This is a genomic window from Nocardioides sp. WJ219 (genome assembly GCF_058559815.1).
Genome location: NZ_JBZUJV010000010.1, coordinates 166010 through 186660 on the forward strand (window position 1 = coordinate 166010; position 20651 = coordinate 186660).

Genomic DNA, 20651 nt, shown 5'->3' on the forward strand with positions numbered 1-20651 from the left:
GCCGAGCGTTACGGGCGGCCGTGCCTGAGCGTGAACGAGCCGGAGCCGGTGTAGGCGTAGACGGTCCAGCGGTACTCGCCGGACGCCGCGGTGTAGGTGACGTTCTCGGTGGAGGTGGAGCCCTCACCGGAGGCGACCTCGACCCAGCTCGAGCCGTTCCAGCGGTCGAGGAAGAGGTCGAAGTCGGTGCCCGACGGACCGGTCAGGCAGCCGGTGAGCCGGCCGCCGGTGGTGGTGAAGCTGGTCGCGACCCGCTCGGTGCGGGAGCTGACCGAGCCGGTGACGGTCTCGTCGCAGTCGGCGCCGGTGGGCGGCGGGTCGGTCGGCGTCGTGCCGCCGCCGGTGAGCAGGCTGTAGAGCAGCCGGTTGGGCGAGCCGGTGCCGGCGCCGGTGACCTTGCCGGTGGTCGCGGTGCTGACCAGGGCGTTGGCCACCGCCGCCGGGGAGGCCGACGGGTTGGTCTGCAGGTACAGCGCCGCGACGCCGGCCGCGTGCGGGGAGGCCATCGACGTACCGCTGATGGTGTTGGTCGCCGAGGTGGAGGTGTACCAGGCCGAGGTGATGTTGCTGCCCGGCGCGAACAGGTCGACGCAGGGGCCGAAGTTGCTGAACGACGACCGCGCGTCGGTGTTGGTGGTCGAGCCGGTCGTGATCGCGTTGGCGGCGCGGGCCGGGGAGACGTTGCAGGCGTTCTGGTTCTCGTTGCCCGCGGCCACGACGACCGAGACACCGCGCGCGACCATCCGGTTGACGGCGTCGTCGGTGGCCTGGGAGGCGCCGCCGCCGAGGCTCATGTTGGCCACCGAGGGGCCGCTGGCGTTGTTGGCGACCCAGTCCATGCCGGCGATGACGCCGGAGTTGGTGCCCGACCCGTTGCAGCCCAGCACCCGGACCGGGACCAGCGTCACGCGCTTGGCCACGCCGTACGTCGTGCCGCCGACGGTGCCGGCCACGTGGGTGCCGTGACCGTTGCAGTCGGTGGTGCCGCGTCCGTCGTTGATGGCGGTGTAGCCGGGCGCGGTGCGGCCGGCGAACTCGGAGTGGGAGGTCAGGATGCCGGTGTCGATCACGTAGGCGTCGACGCCGGTGCCCGTGGCGTTGTAGGTGTAGCTGCGGTCGAGCGGGAGGTTGCGCTGGTCGATGCGGTCGAGCCCCCACGTCGGGTTGGGCTGGACGTCGGAGGCACGCACCACCTGGTCCTGCTCGACGTAGGCCACGTCGGGGTCCTGGCGGACCTGGCGCAGCTCGGAGTCGGACAGGCGGGCGCTGTAGCCGCGGATGACGGAGAACTGGCGCTGCACCTGGCCGCCGCGTGCGCGGGTCTGCCGGGCCTCCGCGCCGGTGCTCGGCGCGCCGGCCTCGAGCACGACGATGTAGGCGCCGTCGACGGCCGTGGCCGACGACGCGCCTCGGAGGGGCGCGAGCCGGGGGTCGCCCGACGTACCGGCCCCGGACGGCGCCGCTGCCAGGGTGGTGGCCGCGACGACGCCGAGCGCCACGGCGCCCCAGCGGATGCTTCTGGACATTGCTTCTCCCTTGGTCCGCCGGCGGAGTGAGACCACCCGAGGTCTCGCCGGCTGACGGAGAGTAGGACCGCGGCGAGCCGCTCCGACACGCCCGCGGCCGAGGTCAAGGGATACCCCTCACGATCGGCCGGATCGGTCTAGACCGGGACGGGTCCCGCGCTACAGGCCCTGCTGTCGCCGCTGCTGCTTCATCCGGGAGTTGTAGTCGCGCATCCGCTGCGGGATGCCGACCACGGCGGCGTCGTACGACGGCACCTGGTGCTTGTTGCAGAAGTCGTGGGCCCACTTCACCGACGGCACGCGGCGCCGGGTCCACTCCCCGTCGTGGGCGACCAGCAGCAGCGTCACCTCGCTGACCGCGGTGCGCGGCTCGACGAAGCCCTCGACGCCCCGGCGCTCGGCCACCCAGCCGTCGAGGTGCTGCACGTCGACCTTGTCGGAGGCGCGGACGGTGGTCGAACCGGTGCGCATGCCGCCCGTGGGGCGGCTCACGCGCGGACGTGACCCACGGCGGAAGCGGTCGAGGAAACCCATGGGTGCATCCTGCCCCGCCGACTTCGCTGGACGCGGTAGAACGCCCCGCAACGCGCTTGTCGCCCAGATCACGCGTAGTGCAAAGATGGGTGGACCAGACCCCCCGTCACCCGGTGACAGCACGGAAGGACCAGCGTGGCCGAATTCGACGTCCTCGTCCTCGGAGCGGGATCGGGCGGTTATGCCTGCGCCCTCCGCGCGGCACAGCTGGGGCTCAACGTCGGGCTGGTGGAGAAGGGCAAGCTCGGCGGCACCTGCCTGCACGTCGGTTGCATCCCGACCAAGGCGCTGCTGCACGCCGCCGAGGTCGCCGACAGCACCCGCGACTCCGAGCAGTTCGGCGTGCGCGCCACGCTCGAGGGCATCGACATGCCCGGCGTCAACGCCTACAAGGACGGCGTGGTGTCGCGGCTCTACAAGGGCCTCACCGGCCTGATCCACGGCCGTGGCATCACCGTCATCGAGGGCGAGGGCAAGGTCACCGGCGACCGACAGGTGACGGTGACCGGCGCCGACGGCCAGGACGTCCACACCGGCAAGCACCTCGTGCTCGCCTCCGGCTCCTACGCGCGCTCCCTGCCGGGCCTCGAGGTCGACGGCGAGCGCGTGATCACCTCCGAGCACGCGCTGCGCCTCGACCGGGTGCCGGCGTCGGTCGTGGTGCTGGGCGGCGGCGTGATCGGCTGCGAGTTCGCCAGCGTGTGGCGCAGCTTCGGCGCCGAGGTCACCATCGTCGAGGCGCTGCCGCGGCTGGTCGCGGCCGAGGACGAGGCGTCGTCCAAGGCGCTCGAGCGGGCGTTCCGCAAGCGGAAGATCGCGTTCCGCACCGGCACCCGCTTCCACAGCGTGAAGACCACCGACCACGGCGTCGCCGTCACCGTCGAGGACGGCGGCGGCGCGTCGAGCGTGATCGAGGCCGAGCTGCTGCTCGTCGCCGTCGGTCGCGGCCCGGCCACCGACGGCCTCGGCTTCGAGGAGGCCGGGGTCGCGATGGAGCGCGGGTTCGTCCTCGCCGACGCGCGCTGCCGCACCAACGTCGAGGGCGTCCGCGCCGTCGGCGACATCGTGCCCGGCCTGCAGCTCGCCCACCGCGGGTTCGCCCAGGGCATCTTCGTGGCCGAGGACATCGCCGGCCTCGACCCGCAGCCGATCGACGAGACCGCGATCCCGCGCGTGACCTACTCCCACCCCGAGATCGCCTCGGTCGGCCTCGACGAGGCCGCCGCCCGCACGGCGTACGGCGACGACGGGGTCGAGACGCTCACCTACGACCTCGGCGGCAACGGCAAGAGCCAGATCCTCAAGACCCAGGGTTTCGTCAAGCTGGTCCGCCGCGTCGACGGCCCCGTGGTCGGCGTCCACATGGTCGGCGACCGGGTCGGCGAGCTCGTCGGCGAGGCCCAGCTCATCTACGCCTGGGAGGCCCACGCCGAGGACGTCGCTCCTCTCGTGCACGCCCACCCGACCCAGAACGAAGCCCTCGGCGAGGCCCACCTGGCCCTCGCCGGCAAACCGCTCCACGCCCACTCCTGAAGGGGAACCGCTCACCCATGGCCACCGAAGTCAACCTCCCCGCCCTCGGCGAGTCCGTCACCGAAGGCACCGTCACCCGCTGGCTCAAGCAGGTCGGTGACGCCGTCGCGGTCGACGAGCCGTTGCTCGAGGTCTCCACCGACAAGGTCGACACCGAGATCCCCTCCCCCGTCGCCGGCACCCTGCTCGAGATCAAGGCCGAGGAGGACGACACCGTCGAGGTCGGCGCCGCTCTCGCCGTGATCGGCGAGGAGGGCGAGTCGAGCGGCGACGCCGACGAGTCCGCCGCGCCCGAGGCCCAGCCCAAGGACGACGACGAGGCCGAGAAGAAGGCCGAGCAGGAGGAGGAGATCGCCGAGGAGAAGGGCGACCTCCCCGAGGGCGACGAGACCCCCGAGTCCGAGAAGTCCGACGAGCCCGAGCAGCCCGCCGCGTCCTCCGGCGGTGGCGGCGGCGGTGGCGGCAACGCCACCTCGGTCACCCTGCCGGCGCTCGGTGAGTCCGTGACCGAGGGCACCGTGACCCGCTGGCTCAAGCAGGTCGGCGACGACGTCGCCGTCGACGAGCCGCTGCTCGAGGTCTCCACCGACAAGGTCGACACCGAGATCCCCTCGCCCGTGGCCGGCACCCTGCTCGAGATCAAGGTCGAGGAGGACGAGACCGTCGAGGTCGGCGCCGAGCTCGCGATCGTGGGCGACCAGGGCGCCACCGCCGACGACGTCTCCGACTCCGCCGCCCCCGAGGCCCAGCCCAAGGACGAGGAGCAGGCCGAGAAGAAGGCCGAGCAGGAGGAGCAGATCGCCGAGGAGAAGGGCGACCTCCCCGAGGGCGACGAGACCCCGGAGAAGGACAAGGAGCCCGAGCCCGAGGCCCAGCCGGCCGAGGAGTCCGCCCCGGTCGCCGACCCGGTCAAGGAGCCTTCGCACGAGGCCGAGCCCGCGGCCGAGAAGGCCCCGGCCCCCAGCGCGCAGTCGCCGTCCACCGGCGAGCCGGCGGGTGGCTCTGGTGGCTCGGGTGGCTCGGCCACCGACGGCGCCGGCTACGTCACTCCCCTGGTGCGCAAGCTCGCCGCCCAGCACGGCGTCGACCTGGCCTCGCTGAGCGGGTCGGGCGTCGGCGGTCGCATCCGCAAGCAGGACGTGCTCGACGCCGCCGCCAAGGCCAAGGAGCAGGCGGCCGCCCCGGCTGCCGCTGCCCCCGCTGCCCCCGCGGCGTCGTCCGCCGCGCCTGCGGCGTCGGCCGCGCCGGTCGACCCGTCCCCGTTGCGCGGTACGACGGAGAAGATCAGCCGGCTGCGCAAGATCATCGCCGAGCGGATGGTCGACTCGCTGCAGTCGGGCGCCCAGCTCACGCAGGTGATCGAGGTCGACGTCACCAACGTCGCCCGGCTGCGCGAGGCCAAGAAGGCCGAGTTCCTCGCCCGCGAGGGCGTGAAGCTGTCCTACCTGCCCTTCTTCGCCAAGGCCGCGATCGACGCGCTCAAGCAGCACCCCAAGCTCAACGCGACGATCGACACCGACGCGGGCACGATCACCTACTACGACCGCGAGAACCTCGCGTTCGCCGTCGACACCGAGAAGGGCCTGATCACCCCGGTGGTCAAGGACGCCGGCGACCTGTCGATCGCCGGGCTGGCCAAGAAGATCGCCGACGTCGCCCAGCGCACCCGCACCAACAAGATCAGCCCCGACGAGCTCAGCGGCGGCACCTTCACGATCACCAACCTCGGCAGCGTCGGGGCCCTGTGGGACACCCCGATCATCAACAAGCCGCAGGTCGCGATCCTCGGGCCGGGCGCGGTGGTCAAGCGTCCGGTCGTCATCGACGACGCCAACCTCGGCGAGACGATCGCCGTCCGCCACATGGTCTACCTGGCCCTGACCTACGACCACCGCCTGGTCGACGGCGCCGACGCCGGCCGGTTCCTCCAGGAGGTCAAGAAGCGCCTCGAGTCCGGCGCCTTCGAGGTCTGAGTCCAGCACCAAGCGCCCCCGACGAGCTCGCTCGTCGGGGGCGCTGGTGCGTGAGGGCGAAGAGGTTGAGGTCTGAGCACAGCAGGAAGCGCCCGGCGAGCTTGCTCGTCAGGCGCTTCCTGCGTGGGTGCGAAGAGGTTGAGGAGCCGACGGCCAGGCCGGAGCGAAGCGACGGACTGACCGGAGGCGTCTCGAAACCCCCGGGCCGCGGAGTGACCCCAGCAAGAAGGCGCGGTGACCCGTCGCATCGTGGCGACGGGTCACCGCAGATCCCACGCTGACCCGTCGCATCGTGGCGACGGGTCACCGCAGATCCCACGCTGACCCGTCGCATCGTGGCGACGGGTCACCGCAGATCCCACGCTGACCCGTCGTGCATGTACGACGGGTCAGCGTCGGATCAGAGCTCGAACTCGGAGGGGGCGATGCCGACGGCGTGGCAGCACTCGCGGACCACGGCCTTCTCCTGGTCGTCGAAGTCGCCGTCGGCGCCGCCGACGATGATGCCGATCTGGATCACCGCGCGGGCCTCGGCCGGCTTCTTGCTGGTCTTGCCGATCAGCTGGACGAGCTCGACCTTTGCGAGCTGGTAGTCGTCGGTCAGCTTGGCGCAGTAGTTCTCGAAGGTCGTGCGCAGGGTCTCGGGCGGGAAGTTCCCGAGCGCCTGGTTGGTGGTGATCAGACCCGAGACCTTCTGCCGCTCGGCGTCGTCGATGTGGCCGTCGGCCGCGGCCACGAGCGCGCACATTGCCATGCTCGCGTCGCGGAAGGCACCGCTCTGCAGCTCGTTCTTCTTCGACAGCAGCTGTGACTGCATGTCCTGGGTGGCTGCCCGGAGCCGGTTCCAGATGGGCATGGAGGGTGTCCTCGCTGTTCGTCGGGGATGGACACCCCCCAGGGTGTCCGACGGCGCCAACCGGCTCAGAAGTCCTCGTCGAACCCGACCGAGCCCGAGACGCCGACCTGGTACGCCGAGACCTTGCGCTCGAAGAAGTTCGAGAGCTCCTGCACGTCCTGGAGCTCCATGAACGCCAGCGGGTTGGCCGAGCCGTAGATCGCCGGCAGCCCGAGGCGCTGCATGCGCTGGTCGGCGACGTACTCGAGGTAGGAGCGCATGTCGGTGGTCGAGAGCCCGGCGATGCCGCCGCCGAGCAGGTCCTCGGCGAACTGCGCCTCGGCGTCCACACCGTCGACGAGCATCTGCCGCACCTGGGCGGCCATCTCGTCGTCGAACAGGTCGGGCTCCTCGGCGCGCACGGTGTCGACGACGTCGAACGCGAACGCCATGTGCATCGACTCGTCGCGGAAGACCCAGTTGGTGCCCGACGCCAGGCCGTTGAGGAACCCGCGCGAGCGCAGGAAGTAGACGTAGGCGAAGGCGCCGTAGAAGAACAGCCCCTCGATGACTGCCGCGAAGCAGATCAGGTTGAGCAGGAAGGCGCGGCGGTGCTCGCGCGTCTCCAGCTCCTGGAGGTCGAAGACCGAGTCGATCCAGCGGAAGCAGAAGTCGGCCTTGGCCTTGATCGAGGGGATGTTGTCGACCGCCGCGAAGGCCTCGTGCCGCTCCTTGTCGTCGGGCACGTAGGTGTCGAGCAGGGTCAGGTAGAACTGCACGTGCACGGCCTCCTCGAACAGCTGCCGCGACAGGTAGAGCCGGCCCTCGGGTGAGTTGACGTGCTGGTAGAGGTTGAGCACCAGGTTGTTGGCCACGATCGTGTCGCCGGTGGCGAAGAAGGCGACCAGCCGCGAGACGAGGTGCCGCTCGGCGTCGCTGAGGCGCTGCAGGTCCTTCAGGTCGGAGTGCAGGTCGACCTCCTCGACGGTCCAGGTGTTCTTGATGGCGTCGCGGTAGCGGTCGTAGAAGTGCGGGTAGCGCATCGGCCGCAGGGTGAGGTCCATCCCGGGGTCGAGGAGCATCCGGGGCTGGGCGTCCGTGGTCGTGGTGGCGGTGGTCGTGGTGGTCACTGGCAGGCCTCGCAGCTCTCGGGGTTCTCCAGGGAGCACGCGAGCGCCTCCTGGTCGGTGGTGTCGGTGATGTCGGTGAGGGGCAGGGTGGTCTCCTCGACCAGCCTGGGGACGGTGGTCTGGGCGATCCGGGTGGCCGGGCGTGAGCGCAGGTAGTACGTCGTCTTCAGCCCGGCCTTCCAGGCGTGCAGGTACATCGACGAGAGCTTCCCGATCGAGGGCCCGGCGATGAACAGGTTGAGCGACTGGCTCTGGTCGACGAACGCCTGGCGCTCGGCGGCCATGTCGATCAGCGCCCGCTGCGGCAGCTCCCACGCGGTGCGGAAGAGGCGGCGCACGTCGTCGGGCAGCTCCTCGATGCCCTGCACCGAGCCCTCGGCCCGCTTGATCGCGTCGCGGACCTCGGCGGTCCACATGCCCCGCGCCTTGAGCTCGCGCACCAGGGCGGTGTTGACCTGCAGGAACTCCCCCGACAGCGTCTCGCGCTTGAACAGGTTGGAGACCTGCGGCTCGATGCACTCGTAGCAGCCGGCGATGCTGGCGATGGTGGCCGTGGGCGCGATCGCGATGAGCAGGGAGTTGCGCAGGCCGTGCTCCGCGATGTCCGCGCGTACGGCGTCCCACCGCGCGGTCTGCGTGACGGCGACCGGCCAGTGGTCGGGCTGCAGGACCCCGCGCGCCGCGCGCGTCCCGTCGTACGCCGGGTGGGCGCCGTGCTCGCGGGCCAGCGCGCAGGAGACCTCCAGCGCCGTCAGGTAGATCTCCTCCGAGACCCGGGTCGACAGCTCACGCGCCTCGGGTGAGTCGAACGGGAGACCCAGGGCGAAGAGGACGTCCTGCAGGCCCATCAGGCCCAGCCCGACCGGGCGCCAGCGAGGGTTGGACCGCGCGGACTCGGCCGAGGGGTAGTAGTTGACGTCGATCACCCGGTCGAGCAGCGGCACGGCGGTGCGCACGGTCGCGCGCAGCTTGTCCCAGTCGACGCCGTCGGGGCGCAGGTGCTGGGCGAGGTTGATCGAGCCGAGGTTGCACACCGCGGTCTCGGTGTCGGAGGAGACCTCGATGATCTCGGTGCACAGGTTGGACAGGTGCACCACGGGACCGCCGGGCTCGTCGGAGGTCTGGTTGCAGGTGCGGTTGGCGGCGTCCTTGAAGGTCATCCAGCCGTTGCCGGTCTGCGCCAGCGTCCGCATCATCCGGGCGTAGAGGTCGCGCGCGGCGACCTGGCGCACGACGCGCCCCTCCTCCTCGGCCCGCCGGTAGGCCCGGTCGAACGCCTCGCCCCACAGGTCCACCAGCTCGGGCGCCTGGTCGGGGTCGATCAGCGACCACGGCTCGTCGGCCTCGACGCGGCGCATGAACTCGTCGGGCACCCAGTGGGCGAGGTTGAGGTTGTGGGTACGCCGCGCGTCCTCGCCGGTGTTGTCGCGCAGCTCGAGGAACTCCTCCACGTCGGGGTGCCACGGCTCGAGGTAGACGCAGGCCGCGCCCTTGCGGCGGCCGCCCTGGTTGACCGCGGCGACGGAGGAGTCGAGGGTGCGCAGGAACGGCACGATGCCGTTGGACTGGCCGTTGGTGCCCCGGATCAGCGCGCCCCGCGAGCGCACCCGGGAGAACGCGATGCCGATGCCGCCGGCGTACTTCGACAGCTTGGCGACCTGGGCGTAGCGGCTGTAGATCGAGTCGAGGTCGTCGACGGGTGAGTCGATCAGGTAGCACGACGACATCTGCGTGTGCCGGGTGCCGGAGTTGAACAGCGTCGGGCTGCTCGGCAGGTAGGCCAGGCTCGACATCAGCCGGTAGAACTCGATCGCCTCCGACGGCGAGTGCGCCAGCCCGCAGGCCACCCGGAGCAGGAAGTACTGCGGGGTCTCCACCACCTGCCGGGTCGTCGGGTGCCGCAGCAGGTAGCGGTCGTAGACCGTGCGCAGCCCGAAGTACTCGAAGCGGCGGTCGCCGTCGGGGTCGACGGCGAAGTCGAGCTTGCGCGCGTTGTCCTTGACGAACCGCGCGGTGTCGTCGCCGATCAGCCCCTCGGCGTGGCCCAGCGCGACCGACTGGCTGAACGACGCGACGCCCTGGTTGCGCACCTCCTTCTCGACGTAGCCGGCCAATAGCCGGGCGGCGAGCCGGGAGTACTGCGGCTCCTCGCCGATCATCTCGGCGGCCGTCTGGATCGACAACCGGTCGAGCTCGGCGGTGGTGGCGCCGTTGTACAGGCCGCTGATGGTGCGGGTGGCGACCCGCATCGGGTCGACGTCGGCCAGGTCGCCGGCGACGCGGTCGACCGCGCGCACGATCTTGCCGACGTCGACGGGCTCGGCGTCCCCGTTGCGCTTGCGCACCACCATCGTCGTACGGGTGCGGACTTCTGTGACCGTCATGCTCTCTCCTCGCGAGACTCGGTCCTGGGGTCCGGGCACGGGGAGGAGACAGCGGTACGACGGCACCCGCGGGCACGCGTCGGACGAGCCGTCGGCCCTCCCTCGGGGCCTCGGACCACCACGCCCGGCGGGCGTGGTGCGCTGGCAGGTCTTCGGACTCGTGGGCATGACGCACCGACCTACTGACCGTCGCTTCCCAGGCCTCGACCACGGACGGTCTCGACCCAGTGCTGTTGACGGCGTTCGTTCCCACTCACCGCTGCGGGGCAGTCCCGGGGTCTCACCGGGTTCCCTCTTGCCCCGACCCGTCTGGCTGACGGGTCGGACCAGCTGCATCGATCACCATATGTGGGAATCACACGGTTGTCATTACCTACATGTGGGTGTCCCGGGATCTGGGAGGGTGGACCCATGACCCCGCTCTCCGTCGTCCTCGCCGGCGGCTCCGGCTTCCTCGGCTCCCACCTGCGCACTGCCCTGCGCGGGCGTGGCCACGCCGTCACCTCGCTGGTACGCCGTGGCGCGGGCGGCCCCGACGAGTCGACGTGGGACCCCTACGCCGGTGAGGTCGACCGCACCCTGGTGCGCACCGCCGACGTGGTGATCAACCTGGCCGGCTCCCCCACCCTCGGCAACCCGCACTCGGGGAAGTGGGCGGCCGAGCTCAAGGGCAGCCGGGTGGCCACGACGCGACTGCTGGCCGAGACGATCGCCGGGGCCGGCGCGCCGCCGGTCTACCTGGCCGGCAACGGCATCTCCTACTACGGCGACCACGGCCCGGCCGTGCTCACCGAGGCCTCCGACACCCGCGGGCACTCGCTGCTCACCGAGGTGGCCCGGACCTGGCAGGCGGCGGCCGAGCCGGCCGTCGAGGCCGGCGCGCGGGTCTGCGTCCTGCGCACCTCCCCCGTGATGGACCGCCGCGCCGCCCCGCTCAAGCAGCAGCGGCTGCAGTTCCTGGCCGGGCTCGGCGGCCGGATCGGCTCCGGTCGCCAGCACATGCCGATGATCTCGCTGCGCGACTGGGTCGGCGCGGTCGTCCACCTCGCCGAGCACCCCGACGTCTCGGGCCCGGTCAACCTCTGCCTGCCGCAGGCCCCGACCAACGCCGAGTTCACCCGCGCCCTCGCCGCCGCCCTCCGCCGTCCCGCGGTGGTGCCCGCACCCGCGCCGGTGATCAGGGTCGCCGCCGGTCGGATGGCGCCCGAGCTGCTCGGGTCGCTCAACGTGCGCCCGGCCACCCTGCTCGCGTCGGGCTACACCTTCGCCGACCCCGACGTCGAGGCCCTGGTCACGACCGCGCTGGCGGCTCGCGACTGACGGCGGCGACCTGCCACCGCGCGCCGGCCGCCGCGGCGCGGAGCAGCGTGATCCGGCGGGTCGTCGGCCGGTCCTGCGGCAGCGTGACGCCAGCGGCCTGCACACGCGCCACCCGGTCGGTCACCACGAGCACCAGCCGCCGGTCGCGCTCGACCAGCACCTGCAGCCGCAGCACCTGGGTGGTCAGCCGCGTCACCCGGGCCCCGCGCTCGGACCAGGCCCGCAGCATCGCGACGTCGCGCCGCCCGGCCACCGAGCCCGGGACGTAGAGCCGCGCCAGGGCCGCGGTGTCGGCGGTGGTCCACGCCCGGGCCCGTGCCGCGTCCCAGCCTCGGAGCACCTCCCGCGCCCGGCCGGCCCCGACCGCCGCGGGCCCGGCGGCACCGGCCGCGGGCGCCGACCCCGCCTCCGGGGGGCGCCCGGGACGGTCGAGCAGCACGACCAGGCAGGCCACCGTCACCCCGCACAGGGCGCCGGCCAGCACGCTGAGCAGCACGCGCGTGAGCACCCGGGACGACATGGCACCCAGTACACCGGCCCGCGCCGTCGGCCGCCGGCGTCATCCACAGGCGTGCGTCGGTGGCATCCTGGGCGCGTGCTGACCCGACGGACCGCGCTGGCGGGAGCACTCGGGGCGATCGGCACGGGACTCACCGCTTGCGGCACCGACCACGCACCCGGGGCGAGCACACCGCCGTCGCCTCCGCCCCTCCCCGACGTCGCGCCGGGCCCGGTGGTGCTCGGCGAGTTCCGCTCGCGGCGACGCCTCGGCGCCCCCACCCGATGGGCGGTGACCCGGCCGCCCGGCGTCACCGGCCCGCTCCCGCTCGTGGTCGCGCTGCACGGCCACGGGGGCGGCGTCGCCAAGCTCCTCGGTCCCGAGATCGACCTGCCGCGCCACGTCGCCGCCGCGGTGGCCGACGGCGTGGCGCCGTTCGCGGTGGCCGTCGTCAACGGCGGCAACGGCTTCTGGCACGAGCGCCCCACGGGTGAGGACGCCGGCGCGATGGTCGTCGAGGAGCTCCTGCCGCTGCTTGCCCGGCGCCGCGACGTCGACGTCGACGTCGAGCGGATCGGCCTGCTCGGCTGGTCGATGGGTGGCTACGGCGTCCTCCACCTCGCGCCGCTGCTCGGCCGCGAGCGGGTGGCGGCGGTGTGCGCCTCGAGCCCCGGCCTGTACGACGACCCGGCCGCCGCGCACCCCGACGGGTTCGCCGACGCGACGGAGTACGAGCGCTTCTCGGTGCTCGACCGGCAGACCGACCTCGCGGACATCCCGGTACGCATCGCCTGCGGCACCAGCGACTACTTCTACGACGCCACCCGGGCCTACGTCGCCGGCTTCCCCGACGACGCCGACCTCGAGGTCGACTTCGGCGAGGGCGGTCACGAGCTGGCGTTCACCCGGCGGTCCCTGCCCGACGACCTGGCGTTCGTCGCCACCCGGCTGTGAGGCGGTGATCACGCAGTGATGACGCGGTTCGTGACCCGCCGGACCGTCCTGACCGGTGGTGCGGTCGCCGCCGTCGGGGCCGGCGCGGCCGGCGTCGGCGTGCACCAGGGCGTGCTGCCGGGTCGGGTGGCGATCCAGGCGGCGCTCGGCCTCAACGGCGAGGACGGCACCGTCCCCGACGTCGCGGCCGGGCCCGTCGACTCCGGGTCGTTCGTGTCGCGGGCGCGCCAGGGCGCCACCGTGCGCTGGCACCTGCTGCGGCCGCCGGGCAGCGCGTCGTACGACCTGCCCCTGGTGGTGGCGCTGCACGGCCTGGGCTGGGAGATCGACGCCTTCCTGCCCGGCGACCTCGGCGTCGCCGAGCACCTGGCCGCCGCGGTGGCCGACGGCACGACGCCGTTCGCGATCGTGGTGCCCGAGGGCGGCGACACCTACTGGCACGAGCGCCCCTCGGGCGAGGACGCCGGCGCCATGGTCGTCGACGAGCTGCTGCCGCTGATGGCCGAGCGCGGCCTGCAGGCGGCGCCGATCGACCGGATCGGGCTGCTCGGGTGGTCGATGGGCGGGTACGGCGCGCTCCGGCTGGCCGGCCTGCTCGGCCCGGAGCGGGTCGCGGCGGTCGCGGTGGCCGGACCGGCGCTGTGGTCGGACCCCGACGACGCCAGCGCCAGCGGCTTCGAGGACGCCGCGGAGTACCGCGCGTCCACCGTCTTCGGCCGCCAGGACGACCTGTCCGGGATCCGGGTGAGCATCGACTGCGGCACCGGCGACCCCTTCTACCGCTCGGTCGAGGACTACGTCGACGGCTTCCCCGACGACGTCGACCTCCGGGCGTCGTTCGAGCCCGGCGCCCACGACCGCGGCTTCTGGCGCCGGGTGCTGCCCGACCAGCTGCGGCTGCTCGGCGACGCGTGGACGCCGCGTTAGGCTCGACACCGTGAGTGACCTGACCTTCGAGGTCGCCGGCCTCGGTGCCGACGCGGTCGACTACCTGGCCGCCTGGGACCTCCAGCGCGACGTCCACGCCGGCGTCGTCGCGGCGTCCCGGCCGCCGACCGTGCTGCTGCTCGAGCACCCGCCCGTCTACACCGCCGGCAAGCGCACCGACCCGCACGAGCGCCCGCTCGACCCCGGCGGTGCGCAGGTCATCGACGTCGACCGCGGCGGCAAGATCACCTTCCACGGGCCGGGCCAGCTGGTCGGCTACCCGATCGTCGCGCTGCCCGACCACGTCAAGGTCGTCGACTACGTGCGCCGGGTCGAGGAGGCACTGATCGCGGTGTGCCGCGACCTCGGCGTCGAGACCGCGCGCGTCCCGGGCCGCTCGGGCGTGTGGCTGCGCGCCGACCCCGCGACCGGGCGCCCGGAGCGCAAGGTCGCCGCGATCGGGATCCGGGTCAGCCGCGGCGTCACGATGCACGGCTTCTCTCTCAACTGCGACGTCGACCTGGGCTGGTACGACCGGTTCGTGCCGTGCGGCATCGCCGACGCCGGCGTCACCACGCTCTCGGTCGAGACCGGCCGGACGGTCACGGTGACCGACGTGCTGCCCTCGGTCGAGCAGCACCTGCGTCACTACCTCGCCTGGACGCCGTACGACGCCACGCCCGACTACGAGCCCCGGCCCGAGCCCGGCCGGGCGCCCCGCATCGAGCTGGTGCGGCCGGGCGGCTGACCCGGCGCGCCGGTCCCCGGATCGCGGCGGGCGCCGTGGTCTGATGACGCTCCTGTCCCGGGCGGAGGAGCGACACTTGAGCGAGCTGGTCATCGAGGCCTCCGGGCTCCGCAAGGAGTTCCGCAGCCGCGGGGTGCTGCGGGTGGCGGTGCACGACCTCGACCTCGCCGTCCCCGCCGGCGGGGTGCACGGGTTCCTCGGCCCCAACGGTTCGGGCAAGACCACCACCATCCGGATGCTGCTCGGCCTCGCCCGCGCCACCCAGGGACGGATGCGGCTCTTCGGCCAGGAGGTGCCCGCACACCTGCCCGACGTCATCGACCGCGTCGGCGCCGTCGTGGAGTCACCGAAGTTCTCGCCCCACTTCACCGGCCGCCAGAACCTCGTGCTGCTCGCCCGCAGCATCGGGGCCCCCGACAGCCAGGTCGACCAGGCCCTGGAGCGGGTCGGGCTGACCGGCCGCGACCGCGACCGCTACCGGGCCTACTCGCTGGGCATGAAGCAGCGGCTCGCGATCGCCGCGACCCTGATCAAGCTGCCCCGGCTGCTGATCCTCGACGAGCCCACCAACGGCCTCGACCCGGCCGGCATCCGCGAGATCCGGGACACCATCCGCTCGCTGGGCGAGCAGGGCGTCACCGTGCTGCTCAGCTCGCACATCCTCGCCGAGGTCCAGCAGGTGTGCGACTCGGCCACCATCATCGGCAACGGCCGGCTGCTCGCCACCGGCCGCGTGGCCGACCTGCTCGACACGGACGCGTCGGCGTACGCCGTCGAGGTGCCCGACGCGGCGCCGGCGGCCCAGGCGCTCGCGGCGGCCGGGCTGCCGGCGACGGCCACGCCCGACGGCCTGCGCGTCGAGACCGACGACCCCGCCCGGATCACCCGGACCCTCGGCGAGGCCGGGGTGTGGCTCACCGCGCTGACCCCGCTGCGCCGCGACCTCGAGTCGGTGTTCCTCGAGCTCACCGCCGCCGATTCGCTGGGCCAGGGGCCCGAGCGGGACACGAAGGACGGTGCCCGGTGATCCGCCTGGTCCTGGTCGAGCTCACCCGGCTGCGGTGGCGCCGGGCGGTGGTGCTGCTGGTCGGCGCGGCGGTCCTCATCCCGCTCGTGCTGCTGGCGCTGCGGGCCCACGACACCCGGCCCGTCAGCGAGGACGACCGGGTCGCCGCCGAGCAGCAGCTCGAGGCGGAGCGTGGGTCCATCGCCGAGCAGCTCGCCGACTGCCGCGAGAACCCGCAGGCGTTCGGTGCGGCGCGCAAGAACGGCGGCGACCGCTGCGACGAGTACTTCGACTACGAGCCGACCATCGACCAGTTCCTCTACCGCGAGCCGCTCGACGTCGCCGGCGAGCGCGGCACCAGCGGCCTGGGTGTGGTGGCCGTGATGGCGGTGCTGATGCTGCTGGTCGGCACGACGTACGTCGGGCACGACTGGAGCTCGGGCTCGATGAGCAACCAGCTGCTGTTCGAGCCGCGGCGGCTGCGGGTCTGGGCCTCCAAGGCCATCGCGGTCGGCCTCCTGGCAGCCGTGCTCAGCGTGGTGGTGCTCACCCTGTACTGGGGCGGACTCCTGGCGCTGGCGCAGTCCCGCGACCTCGACCCGTCGGGCCAGGTCGTCACCGACGTGGTCCAGCACGCGGTGCGGGGCACGGCCATGGTGGTCGCCGGCGCCCTGGCCGGCTACGCCCTCACCGCCTGGACCCGCAGCACCGTGTTCACGGTCGGCACGCTCGCCGTGGTGGCCGTGGCCGGCGGGCTGCTGTTCGGGCTCCTCGGCAGCGGCGCGCTGCGGTGGGAACCCGCCACCAACGCCGTCGCCGTCGTCAACGGCCGCGCCGAGTACTACGTCGACGTGCCGCCGTCCTGCTACGAGGGACCTAAGTACTCCGAGACGGGCGAGTGCGACGGCACCGAGGAGATCAGCGTCCGCCAGGGCAGCGCCTACTACGGCGTCCTGCTGCTGGTCCTCGGCGGGGCCAGCGCGGCGTCGTACCGGCGCCGCGACGTGCCCTGAGGCGACGTACCATCGGAGGAGTGACGACCACTCCCACACCGTCCAGCACTGCTCCCGAGGGCCGCAAGCTGCTCCGTCTCGAGGTACGCAACGCCGAGACCCCGATCGAGCGCAAACCGGAGTGGATCAAGACCCGCGCCAAGATGGGCCCGGAGTACAAGGCCCTGCAGTCGCTGGTGAAGTCCGAAGGTCTGCACACGGTGTGCCAGGAGGCCGGGTGCCCCAACATCTTCGAGTGCTGGGAGGACCGAGAGGCGACCTTCCTCATCGGCGGTGACCAGTGCACCCGTCGCTGCGACTTCTGCCAGATCGACACCGGCAAGCCGCAGCCCCTCGACCGCGACGAGCCCCGCCGGGTCGCGGAGTCGGTGCAGAAGATGCAGCTGCGCTACGCCACCATCACCGGCGTCGCCCGTGACGACCTGCCCGACGGCGGCGCGTGGCTGTACGCCGAGACCGTGCGCGCCATCCACGAGCTCAACCCCGACACGGGCGTCGAGAACCTGATCCCCGACTTCAACGGCCGCCCCGAGCTGCTCACCGAGGTCTTCGAGTCGCGTCCGGAGGTGCTGGCGCACAACGTCGAGACGGTGCCGCGGATCTTCAAGCGCATCCGGCCCGCGTTCCGCTACGAGCGCTCCCTCGACGTGCTCACCCAGGCCCGCGACTTCGGCCTGGTCACCAAGTCCAACCTGATCCTGGGCATGGGCGAGACCCGCGAGGAGGTCTCGCAGGCGCTGCGCGACCTGCACGCGGCCGGGTGCGAGCTGATCACCATCACCCAGTACCTGCGCCCCTCGGTGCGCCACCACCCGGTCGAGCGGTGGGTCAAGCCCGAGGAGTTCGTCGAGCTGGCCGCCGAGGCCGAGGAGATCGGGTTCTCCGGTGTGCTCTCCGGCCCGCTCGTGCGTTCGTCCTACCGCGCCGGTCGCCTGTACCGTCAGGCGATGGACGCGCGCGCGTCCGTCTGACGGCACCCCGTCACCCCGGACCGCACGAACAGCGAGGCAGCAGCGCAGATGGCCAAGGAGCCCAAGGCCCCCAAGTCCCCGAAGACCCCCGAGGTCGCGGAGACCGACCCGACCAAGATGAGCCGCCGCCGCCAGGTGGTCGAGACCTACCGGATGTCCAAGGAGGTCGACCCCCGGCTCGGCCTGTGGCTGCTCGGCACGTTCGTCCTCTTCGCGCTGGTCGGCTTCGGCCTGTTCTACCTGCTGCCGCCGCGCGACGGCGTCCTGCACTGGATCATGGCCGGCGTCGGCGGGTTCCTGTTCGGCTTCCTGGCGATGATGATCGTCTTCAGCCGCCGCGCCCAGAACGCGGCGTACACCCGCCTCGACGGGCGTCCCGGCGGCGGCGCGCAGGCGCTGACGATGCTGCGCCGCGGCTGGAAGACCGACCAGATGGTCGCCTTCGGCGGCAACCGCACCAGCCCCGACATGGTGCACCGCGTCGTGGGCCCTCCGGGCATCGTGCTGGTCGGTGAGGGCAACGCCAACCGGCTGCGCCAGCTGCTGGCCTCGGAGCGCAAGAAGCACGAGCGGGTCGCGTTCGAGACCCCGATCCACGAGGTCATCGTCGGCAACGGCGAGGGCCAGGTGCCGCTGCCCAAGCTGGTGCGCCACGTCCAGAAGCTCGGCCGCCAGGTGAAGCCGGCCGAGATCACCGACGTGCTCAACCGGCTCAAGGCGCTCGACGCCCAGCGCCCGAAGGTCCCGCTCCCGCGCGGGCCGGTGCCGACGTCGATGAAGGGCATGCGCGGCAACATGCGCGGCCGCTGACCCTCGGCGACCTCTAGCGGGCCGACCGGCCCGACTGCGCGGCGACCAGCGCCCGGAAGGTGTCGGCGGTGACCGTCGACGTGCCGGCGACGACGTCGTGCAGGCCGCGGCCGTCGGGCTTGAAGACCAGCGGCGGGATCACGACCGCGACGAGGACCTGCCGCAGCAGCAGGCGCAGCGGGTTGAGGGGTCCCAGCACGCCGTCGACCGGGACGACGCGCAGCCCGGTCGCGACCTTGCCGAACGAGCCGCCGATCAGCCAGGTGAAGACCGCGGCCTCCACGACGTACACCGCCAGGGTGACGAAGCCGCCCGGGCTGCCGGGCTCGAAGTAGGCGTCTCCCCCGCCGACGAGCACCACCGCGACGAGCGTCGAGGCGATCCAGTCGACGAGGAGCGCGAGGACCCGACGTCCCCACGAGGCGGTCGGGACGGCCTGGTTCACGAGGTCCAGGGTAGGCAGCACGACGAACGTCACGTGCGCCGGACACCTGTTACACGGGCGAAACAAGTCCGATACGGTCGAGAAACTGCTTGCCCGGTACGTTGCGGGTACCGGTCGGCGCAGTGTCGCGCCGGCTCTCACCCGCGTTTGTCGGCTGCCCCTGGGAGGGCTCGCAGCCAAGGAGGACGATTTGTTCAACAACAGCGACGAGCTGCTCGCCTACATCAAGGACGAGGGCGTCGAGATGGTCGACGTCCGCTTCTGCGACCTGCCCGGCATCATGCAGCACTTCACCGTCCCGGTGTCGTCCTTCGACCAGAGCGTGTTCGACGACGGCCTCGGCTTCGACGGCTCGTCGATCCGCGGCTTCCAGGCCATCAACGAGTCCGACATGTCGCTGTTCCCGGACCCGACGACGGCCTACCTCGACCCGTTCCGCACCGCGAAGACGCTGGTCATCAACTTCTTCATCCACGACCCGATCACCGGTGAGCCGTACTCGCGCGACCCGCGCAACATCGCCCGCAAGGCGCTGGCCTACCTCTCGACCACCGGCATCGCCGACACGGCGTTCTTCGCGCCCGAGGCCGAGTTCTACATCTTCGACAAGGTGCGCTACTCCACCGGTGTCAACGAGAGCTACTACCACATCGACTCCGTCGAGGGCTGGTGGAACTCCGGCGCCGAGGGCGACAACCTCGGCTACAAGACGCGCCTCAAGGGCGGCTACTTCCCGGTGGCGCCGTACGACCACTACACCGACCTGCGCGACGAGATGGTCAAGAACCTCGAGGCCTCCGGCCTCACGGTCGAGCGGGCCCACCACGAGGTCGGCACCGCCGGACAGGCGGAGATCAACTACCGCTTCGACACGCTGCTCAAGGCCGCCGACGACGTGATGAAGTTCAAGTACATCATCAAGAACACGGCGTGGGCCAACCAGAAGTCCGTCACGTTCATGCCCAAGCCGATCTTCGGTGACAACGGCTCCGGCATGCACGTGCACCAGTCGCTGTGGAACGACGGCACCCCGCTGTTCTACGACGAGACCGGCTACGGCGGCCTGTCCGACATGGCCCGCTGGTACATCGGCGGCATCCTCAAGCACGCCCCGTCGCTGCTGGCGTTCACCAACCCGACGGTGAACTCCTACCACCGCCTGGTGCCTGGCTTCGAGGCCCCGATCTCGCTGGTCTACTCCTCGCGCAACCGCTCCGCCTCGGTCCGGATCCCGATCACCGGCTCCAACCCCAAGGCCAAGCGCATCGAGACCCGGTTCCCCGACCCGTCGGCCAACCCCTACCTGGCCTTCGCCGCGCTGCTGCTGGCCGGCATCGACGGGATCAAGAACAAGATCGAGCCCGCCGCCCCGATCGACAAGGACATCTACGAGCTCCCGCCGGACGAGATGGCCGAGATCGACCAGGTGCCGACCTCCCTCGGCGCCGTCCTCGACGCCCTCGAGGACGACCACGAGTACCTGACGGCCGGCAACGTCTTCACGCCCGACCTGATCGACACGTGGATCGCCTACAAGCGCGAGCACGAGATCGCCCCGGTCCAGCTGCGCCCGCACCCGCACGAGTTCGAGCTGTACTACGACATCTGATCTGGGGTTCGGAAGGCTCTTCGATGAACGCCGAATGATCGAGGGAAACCGCCTCTGACTGCAGGAACGCCGCCGCGCGACCAGAAGGTCGCTCGGCGGCGTTTCGCGTCTCTGCTCGCCCAGCCCGGGACAGAGGCCATCAGCGGCCTCATCGAGCTGGCCCGACGCGTGGCCCGCGGGTTCCGCAACGACCACCACTAGCGGCTACGCGTGCTCCTCATCGGCGGCGGACGCCGCCACCCCACCTGGAGCAAGAAGGAGCCGACGAGGTACGAGACGCCAAGGCGGCCTTCGCCGACCTGACGGAGGACTGACCGGAGCCCGGTGGCCCTCACCGATCGACGTGCTGCAATCGGCGCCTCACAGCGGCGGGCACTGCTAGCGTGCCCGTGATCTGCTCTCGCAACCCGCGCGAACCCGGCAGGTCGAGACCG

Annotated in this window: 18 protein-coding genes and 1 riboswitch; of the genes, 11 read left to right on the plus strand and 7 right to left on the minus strand. The window is 72.0% G+C overall.

The window, feature by feature from the left end; translation table 11 throughout:
* Window positions 1-8: 8 nt before the first annotated feature.
* Together AC4MBH_RS20260 and AC4MBH_RS20265 are read right to left on the minus strand one after the other, a co-directional pair.
* A complete protein-coding gene (locus AC4MBH_RS20260; protein ID WP_491797205.1) occupies window positions 9-1526 on the minus strand; it encodes a S8 family peptidase in 1518 nt (505 codons plus the stop codon).
* A gap of 159 nt (window positions 1527-1685) precedes the next feature.
* The gene (locus tag AC4MBH_RS20265; protein WP_491797206.1) at window positions 1686-2060 is read right to left on the minus strand and encodes a hypothetical protein; all 375 of its coding nucleotides are present in this window, start codon (window positions 2058-2060) and stop codon (window positions 1686-1688) included.
* 135 nt (window positions 2061-2195) lie between these two features.
* Between AC4MBH_RS20265 and lpdA the strand changes: the two genes are divergently transcribed.
* Together lpdA and sucB are read left to right on the plus strand one after the other, a co-directional pair.
* Window positions 2196-3593 (plus strand): dihydrolipoyl dehydrogenase, encoded by a 1398-nt coding sequence (lpdA, locus tag AC4MBH_RS20270; RefSeq protein ID WP_491797207.1) that lies wholly within the window; start codon window positions 2196-2198, stop codon window positions 3591-3593.
* Between the two features lie 17 nt (window positions 3594-3610).
* Window positions 3611-5566 (plus strand): 2-oxoglutarate dehydrogenase, E2 component, dihydrolipoamide succinyltransferase, encoded by a 1956-nt coding sequence (gene sucB / locus AC4MBH_RS20275; RefSeq protein WP_491797208.1) that lies wholly within the window; start codon window positions 3611-3613, stop codon window positions 5564-5566.
* A gap of 400 nt (window positions 5567-5966) precedes the next feature.
* Here the strand turns inward: sucB and AC4MBH_RS20280 are convergent, their stop codons facing one another.
* The 3 genes from AC4MBH_RS20280 to AC4MBH_RS20290 form a co-directional block, all read right to left on the minus strand.
* On the minus strand, window positions 5967-6422 hold the full coding sequence (locus AC4MBH_RS20280; protein ID WP_491797209.1) for a tellurite resistance TerB family protein: 456 nt from the start codon (window positions 6420-6422) through the stop codon (window positions 5967-5969).
* 65 nt (window positions 6423-6487) lie between these two features.
* The gene (locus AC4MBH_RS20285) at window positions 6488-7531 is read right to left on the minus strand and encodes a ribonucleotide-diphosphate reductase subunit beta (RefSeq protein WP_491797210.1); all 1044 of its coding nucleotides are present in this window, start codon (window positions 7529-7531) and stop codon (window positions 6488-6490) included.
* Window positions 7528-9915, minus strand: a complete 2388-nt coding sequence (locus AC4MBH_RS20290) for a ribonucleoside-diphosphate reductase subunit alpha (protein ID WP_491797211.1) — start codon at window positions 9913-9915, stop codon at window positions 7528-7530. Before AC4MBH_RS20290 ends, AC4MBH_RS20285 begins: the two co-directional genes overlap by 4 nt.
* A 126-nt stretch (window positions 9916-10041) precedes the next feature.
* A riboswitch (cobalamin riboswitch) is annotated at window positions 10042-10262 on the minus strand.
* Window positions 10263-10326: 64 nt separating this feature from the next.
* Here AC4MBH_RS20290 and AC4MBH_RS20295 point away from each other — a divergent pair.
* On the plus strand, window positions 10327-11235 hold the full coding sequence (locus tag AC4MBH_RS20295; RefSeq protein WP_491797212.1) for a TIGR01777 family oxidoreductase: 909 nt from the start codon (window positions 10327-10329) through the stop codon (window positions 11233-11235).
* On the opposite strand, the gene AC4MBH_RS20300 is transcribed toward AC4MBH_RS20295, so the two are convergent.
* The gene (locus AC4MBH_RS20300) at window positions 11207-11755 is read right to left on the minus strand and encodes a hypothetical protein (RefSeq protein WP_491797213.1); all 549 of its coding nucleotides are present in this window, start codon (window positions 11753-11755) and stop codon (window positions 11207-11209) included. The genes AC4MBH_RS20295 and AC4MBH_RS20300 overlap by 29 nt on opposite strands.
* Window positions 11756-11830: 75 nt before the next feature.
* Between AC4MBH_RS20300 and AC4MBH_RS20305 the strand changes: the two genes are divergently transcribed.
* The 7 genes from AC4MBH_RS20305 to AC4MBH_RS20335 all read left to right on the plus strand — a co-directional run bounded on the left by AC4MBH_RS20305 (window position 11831) and on the right by AC4MBH_RS20335 (window position 18163).
* On the plus strand, window positions 11831-12688 hold the full coding sequence (locus AC4MBH_RS20305) for an alpha/beta hydrolase (protein ID WP_491797214.1): 858 nt from the start codon (window positions 11831-11833) through the stop codon (window positions 12686-12688).
* A 30-nt stretch (window positions 12689-12718) separates the two neighbouring features.
* Complete coding sequence (locus AC4MBH_RS20310) at window positions 12719-13615, plus strand: alpha/beta hydrolase (protein WP_491797215.1); 897 nt, start codon at window positions 12719-12721, stop codon at window positions 13613-13615.
* Window positions 13616-13625: 10 nt separating this feature from the next.
* The gene (gene lipB, locus AC4MBH_RS20315) at window positions 13626-14363 is read left to right on the plus strand and encodes a lipoyl(octanoyl) transferase LipB (RefSeq protein ID WP_491797216.1); all 738 of its coding nucleotides are present in this window, start codon (window positions 13626-13628) and stop codon (window positions 14361-14363) included.
* A 76-nt stretch (window positions 14364-14439) separates the two neighbouring features.
* Window positions 14440-15390: an ABC transporter ATP-binding protein gene (locus AC4MBH_RS20320; protein WP_491797217.1), complete on the plus strand. Its 951-nt coding sequence runs from the start codon at window positions 14440-14442 to the stop codon at window positions 15388-15390.
* On the plus strand, window positions 15387-16382 hold the full coding sequence (locus tag AC4MBH_RS20325) for a hypothetical protein (protein ID WP_491797218.1): 996 nt from the start codon (window positions 15387-15389) through the stop codon (window positions 16380-16382). Before AC4MBH_RS20320 ends, AC4MBH_RS20325 begins: the two co-directional genes overlap by 4 nt.
* Window positions 16383-16402: 20 nt before the next feature.
* Window positions 16403-17353: a lipoyl synthase gene (gene lipA, locus AC4MBH_RS20330; RefSeq protein WP_491797219.1), complete on the plus strand. Its 951-nt coding sequence runs from the start codon at window positions 16403-16405 to the stop codon at window positions 17351-17353.
* Window positions 17354-17401: 48 nt separating this feature from the next.
* Complete coding sequence (locus AC4MBH_RS20335) at window positions 17402-18163, plus strand: DUF4191 domain-containing protein (protein ID WP_491797220.1); 762 nt, start codon at window positions 17402-17404, stop codon at window positions 18161-18163.
* Window positions 18164-18176: 13 nt separating this feature from the next.
* Here AC4MBH_RS20335 and AC4MBH_RS20340 read toward each other — a convergent pair whose 3' ends face one another.
* Complete coding sequence (locus tag AC4MBH_RS20340) at window positions 18177-18608, minus strand: RDD family protein (RefSeq protein WP_491797221.1); 432 nt, start codon at window positions 18606-18608, stop codon at window positions 18177-18179.
* Window positions 18609-18798: 190 nt separating this feature from the next.
* Between AC4MBH_RS20340 and glnA the strand changes: the two genes are divergently transcribed.
* The gene (gene glnA, locus AC4MBH_RS20345) at window positions 18799-20217 is read left to right on the plus strand and encodes a type I glutamate--ammonia ligase (RefSeq protein WP_491797222.1); all 1419 of its coding nucleotides are present in this window, start codon (window positions 18799-18801) and stop codon (window positions 20215-20217) included.
* Window positions 20218-20651: the final 434 nt, after the last annotated feature.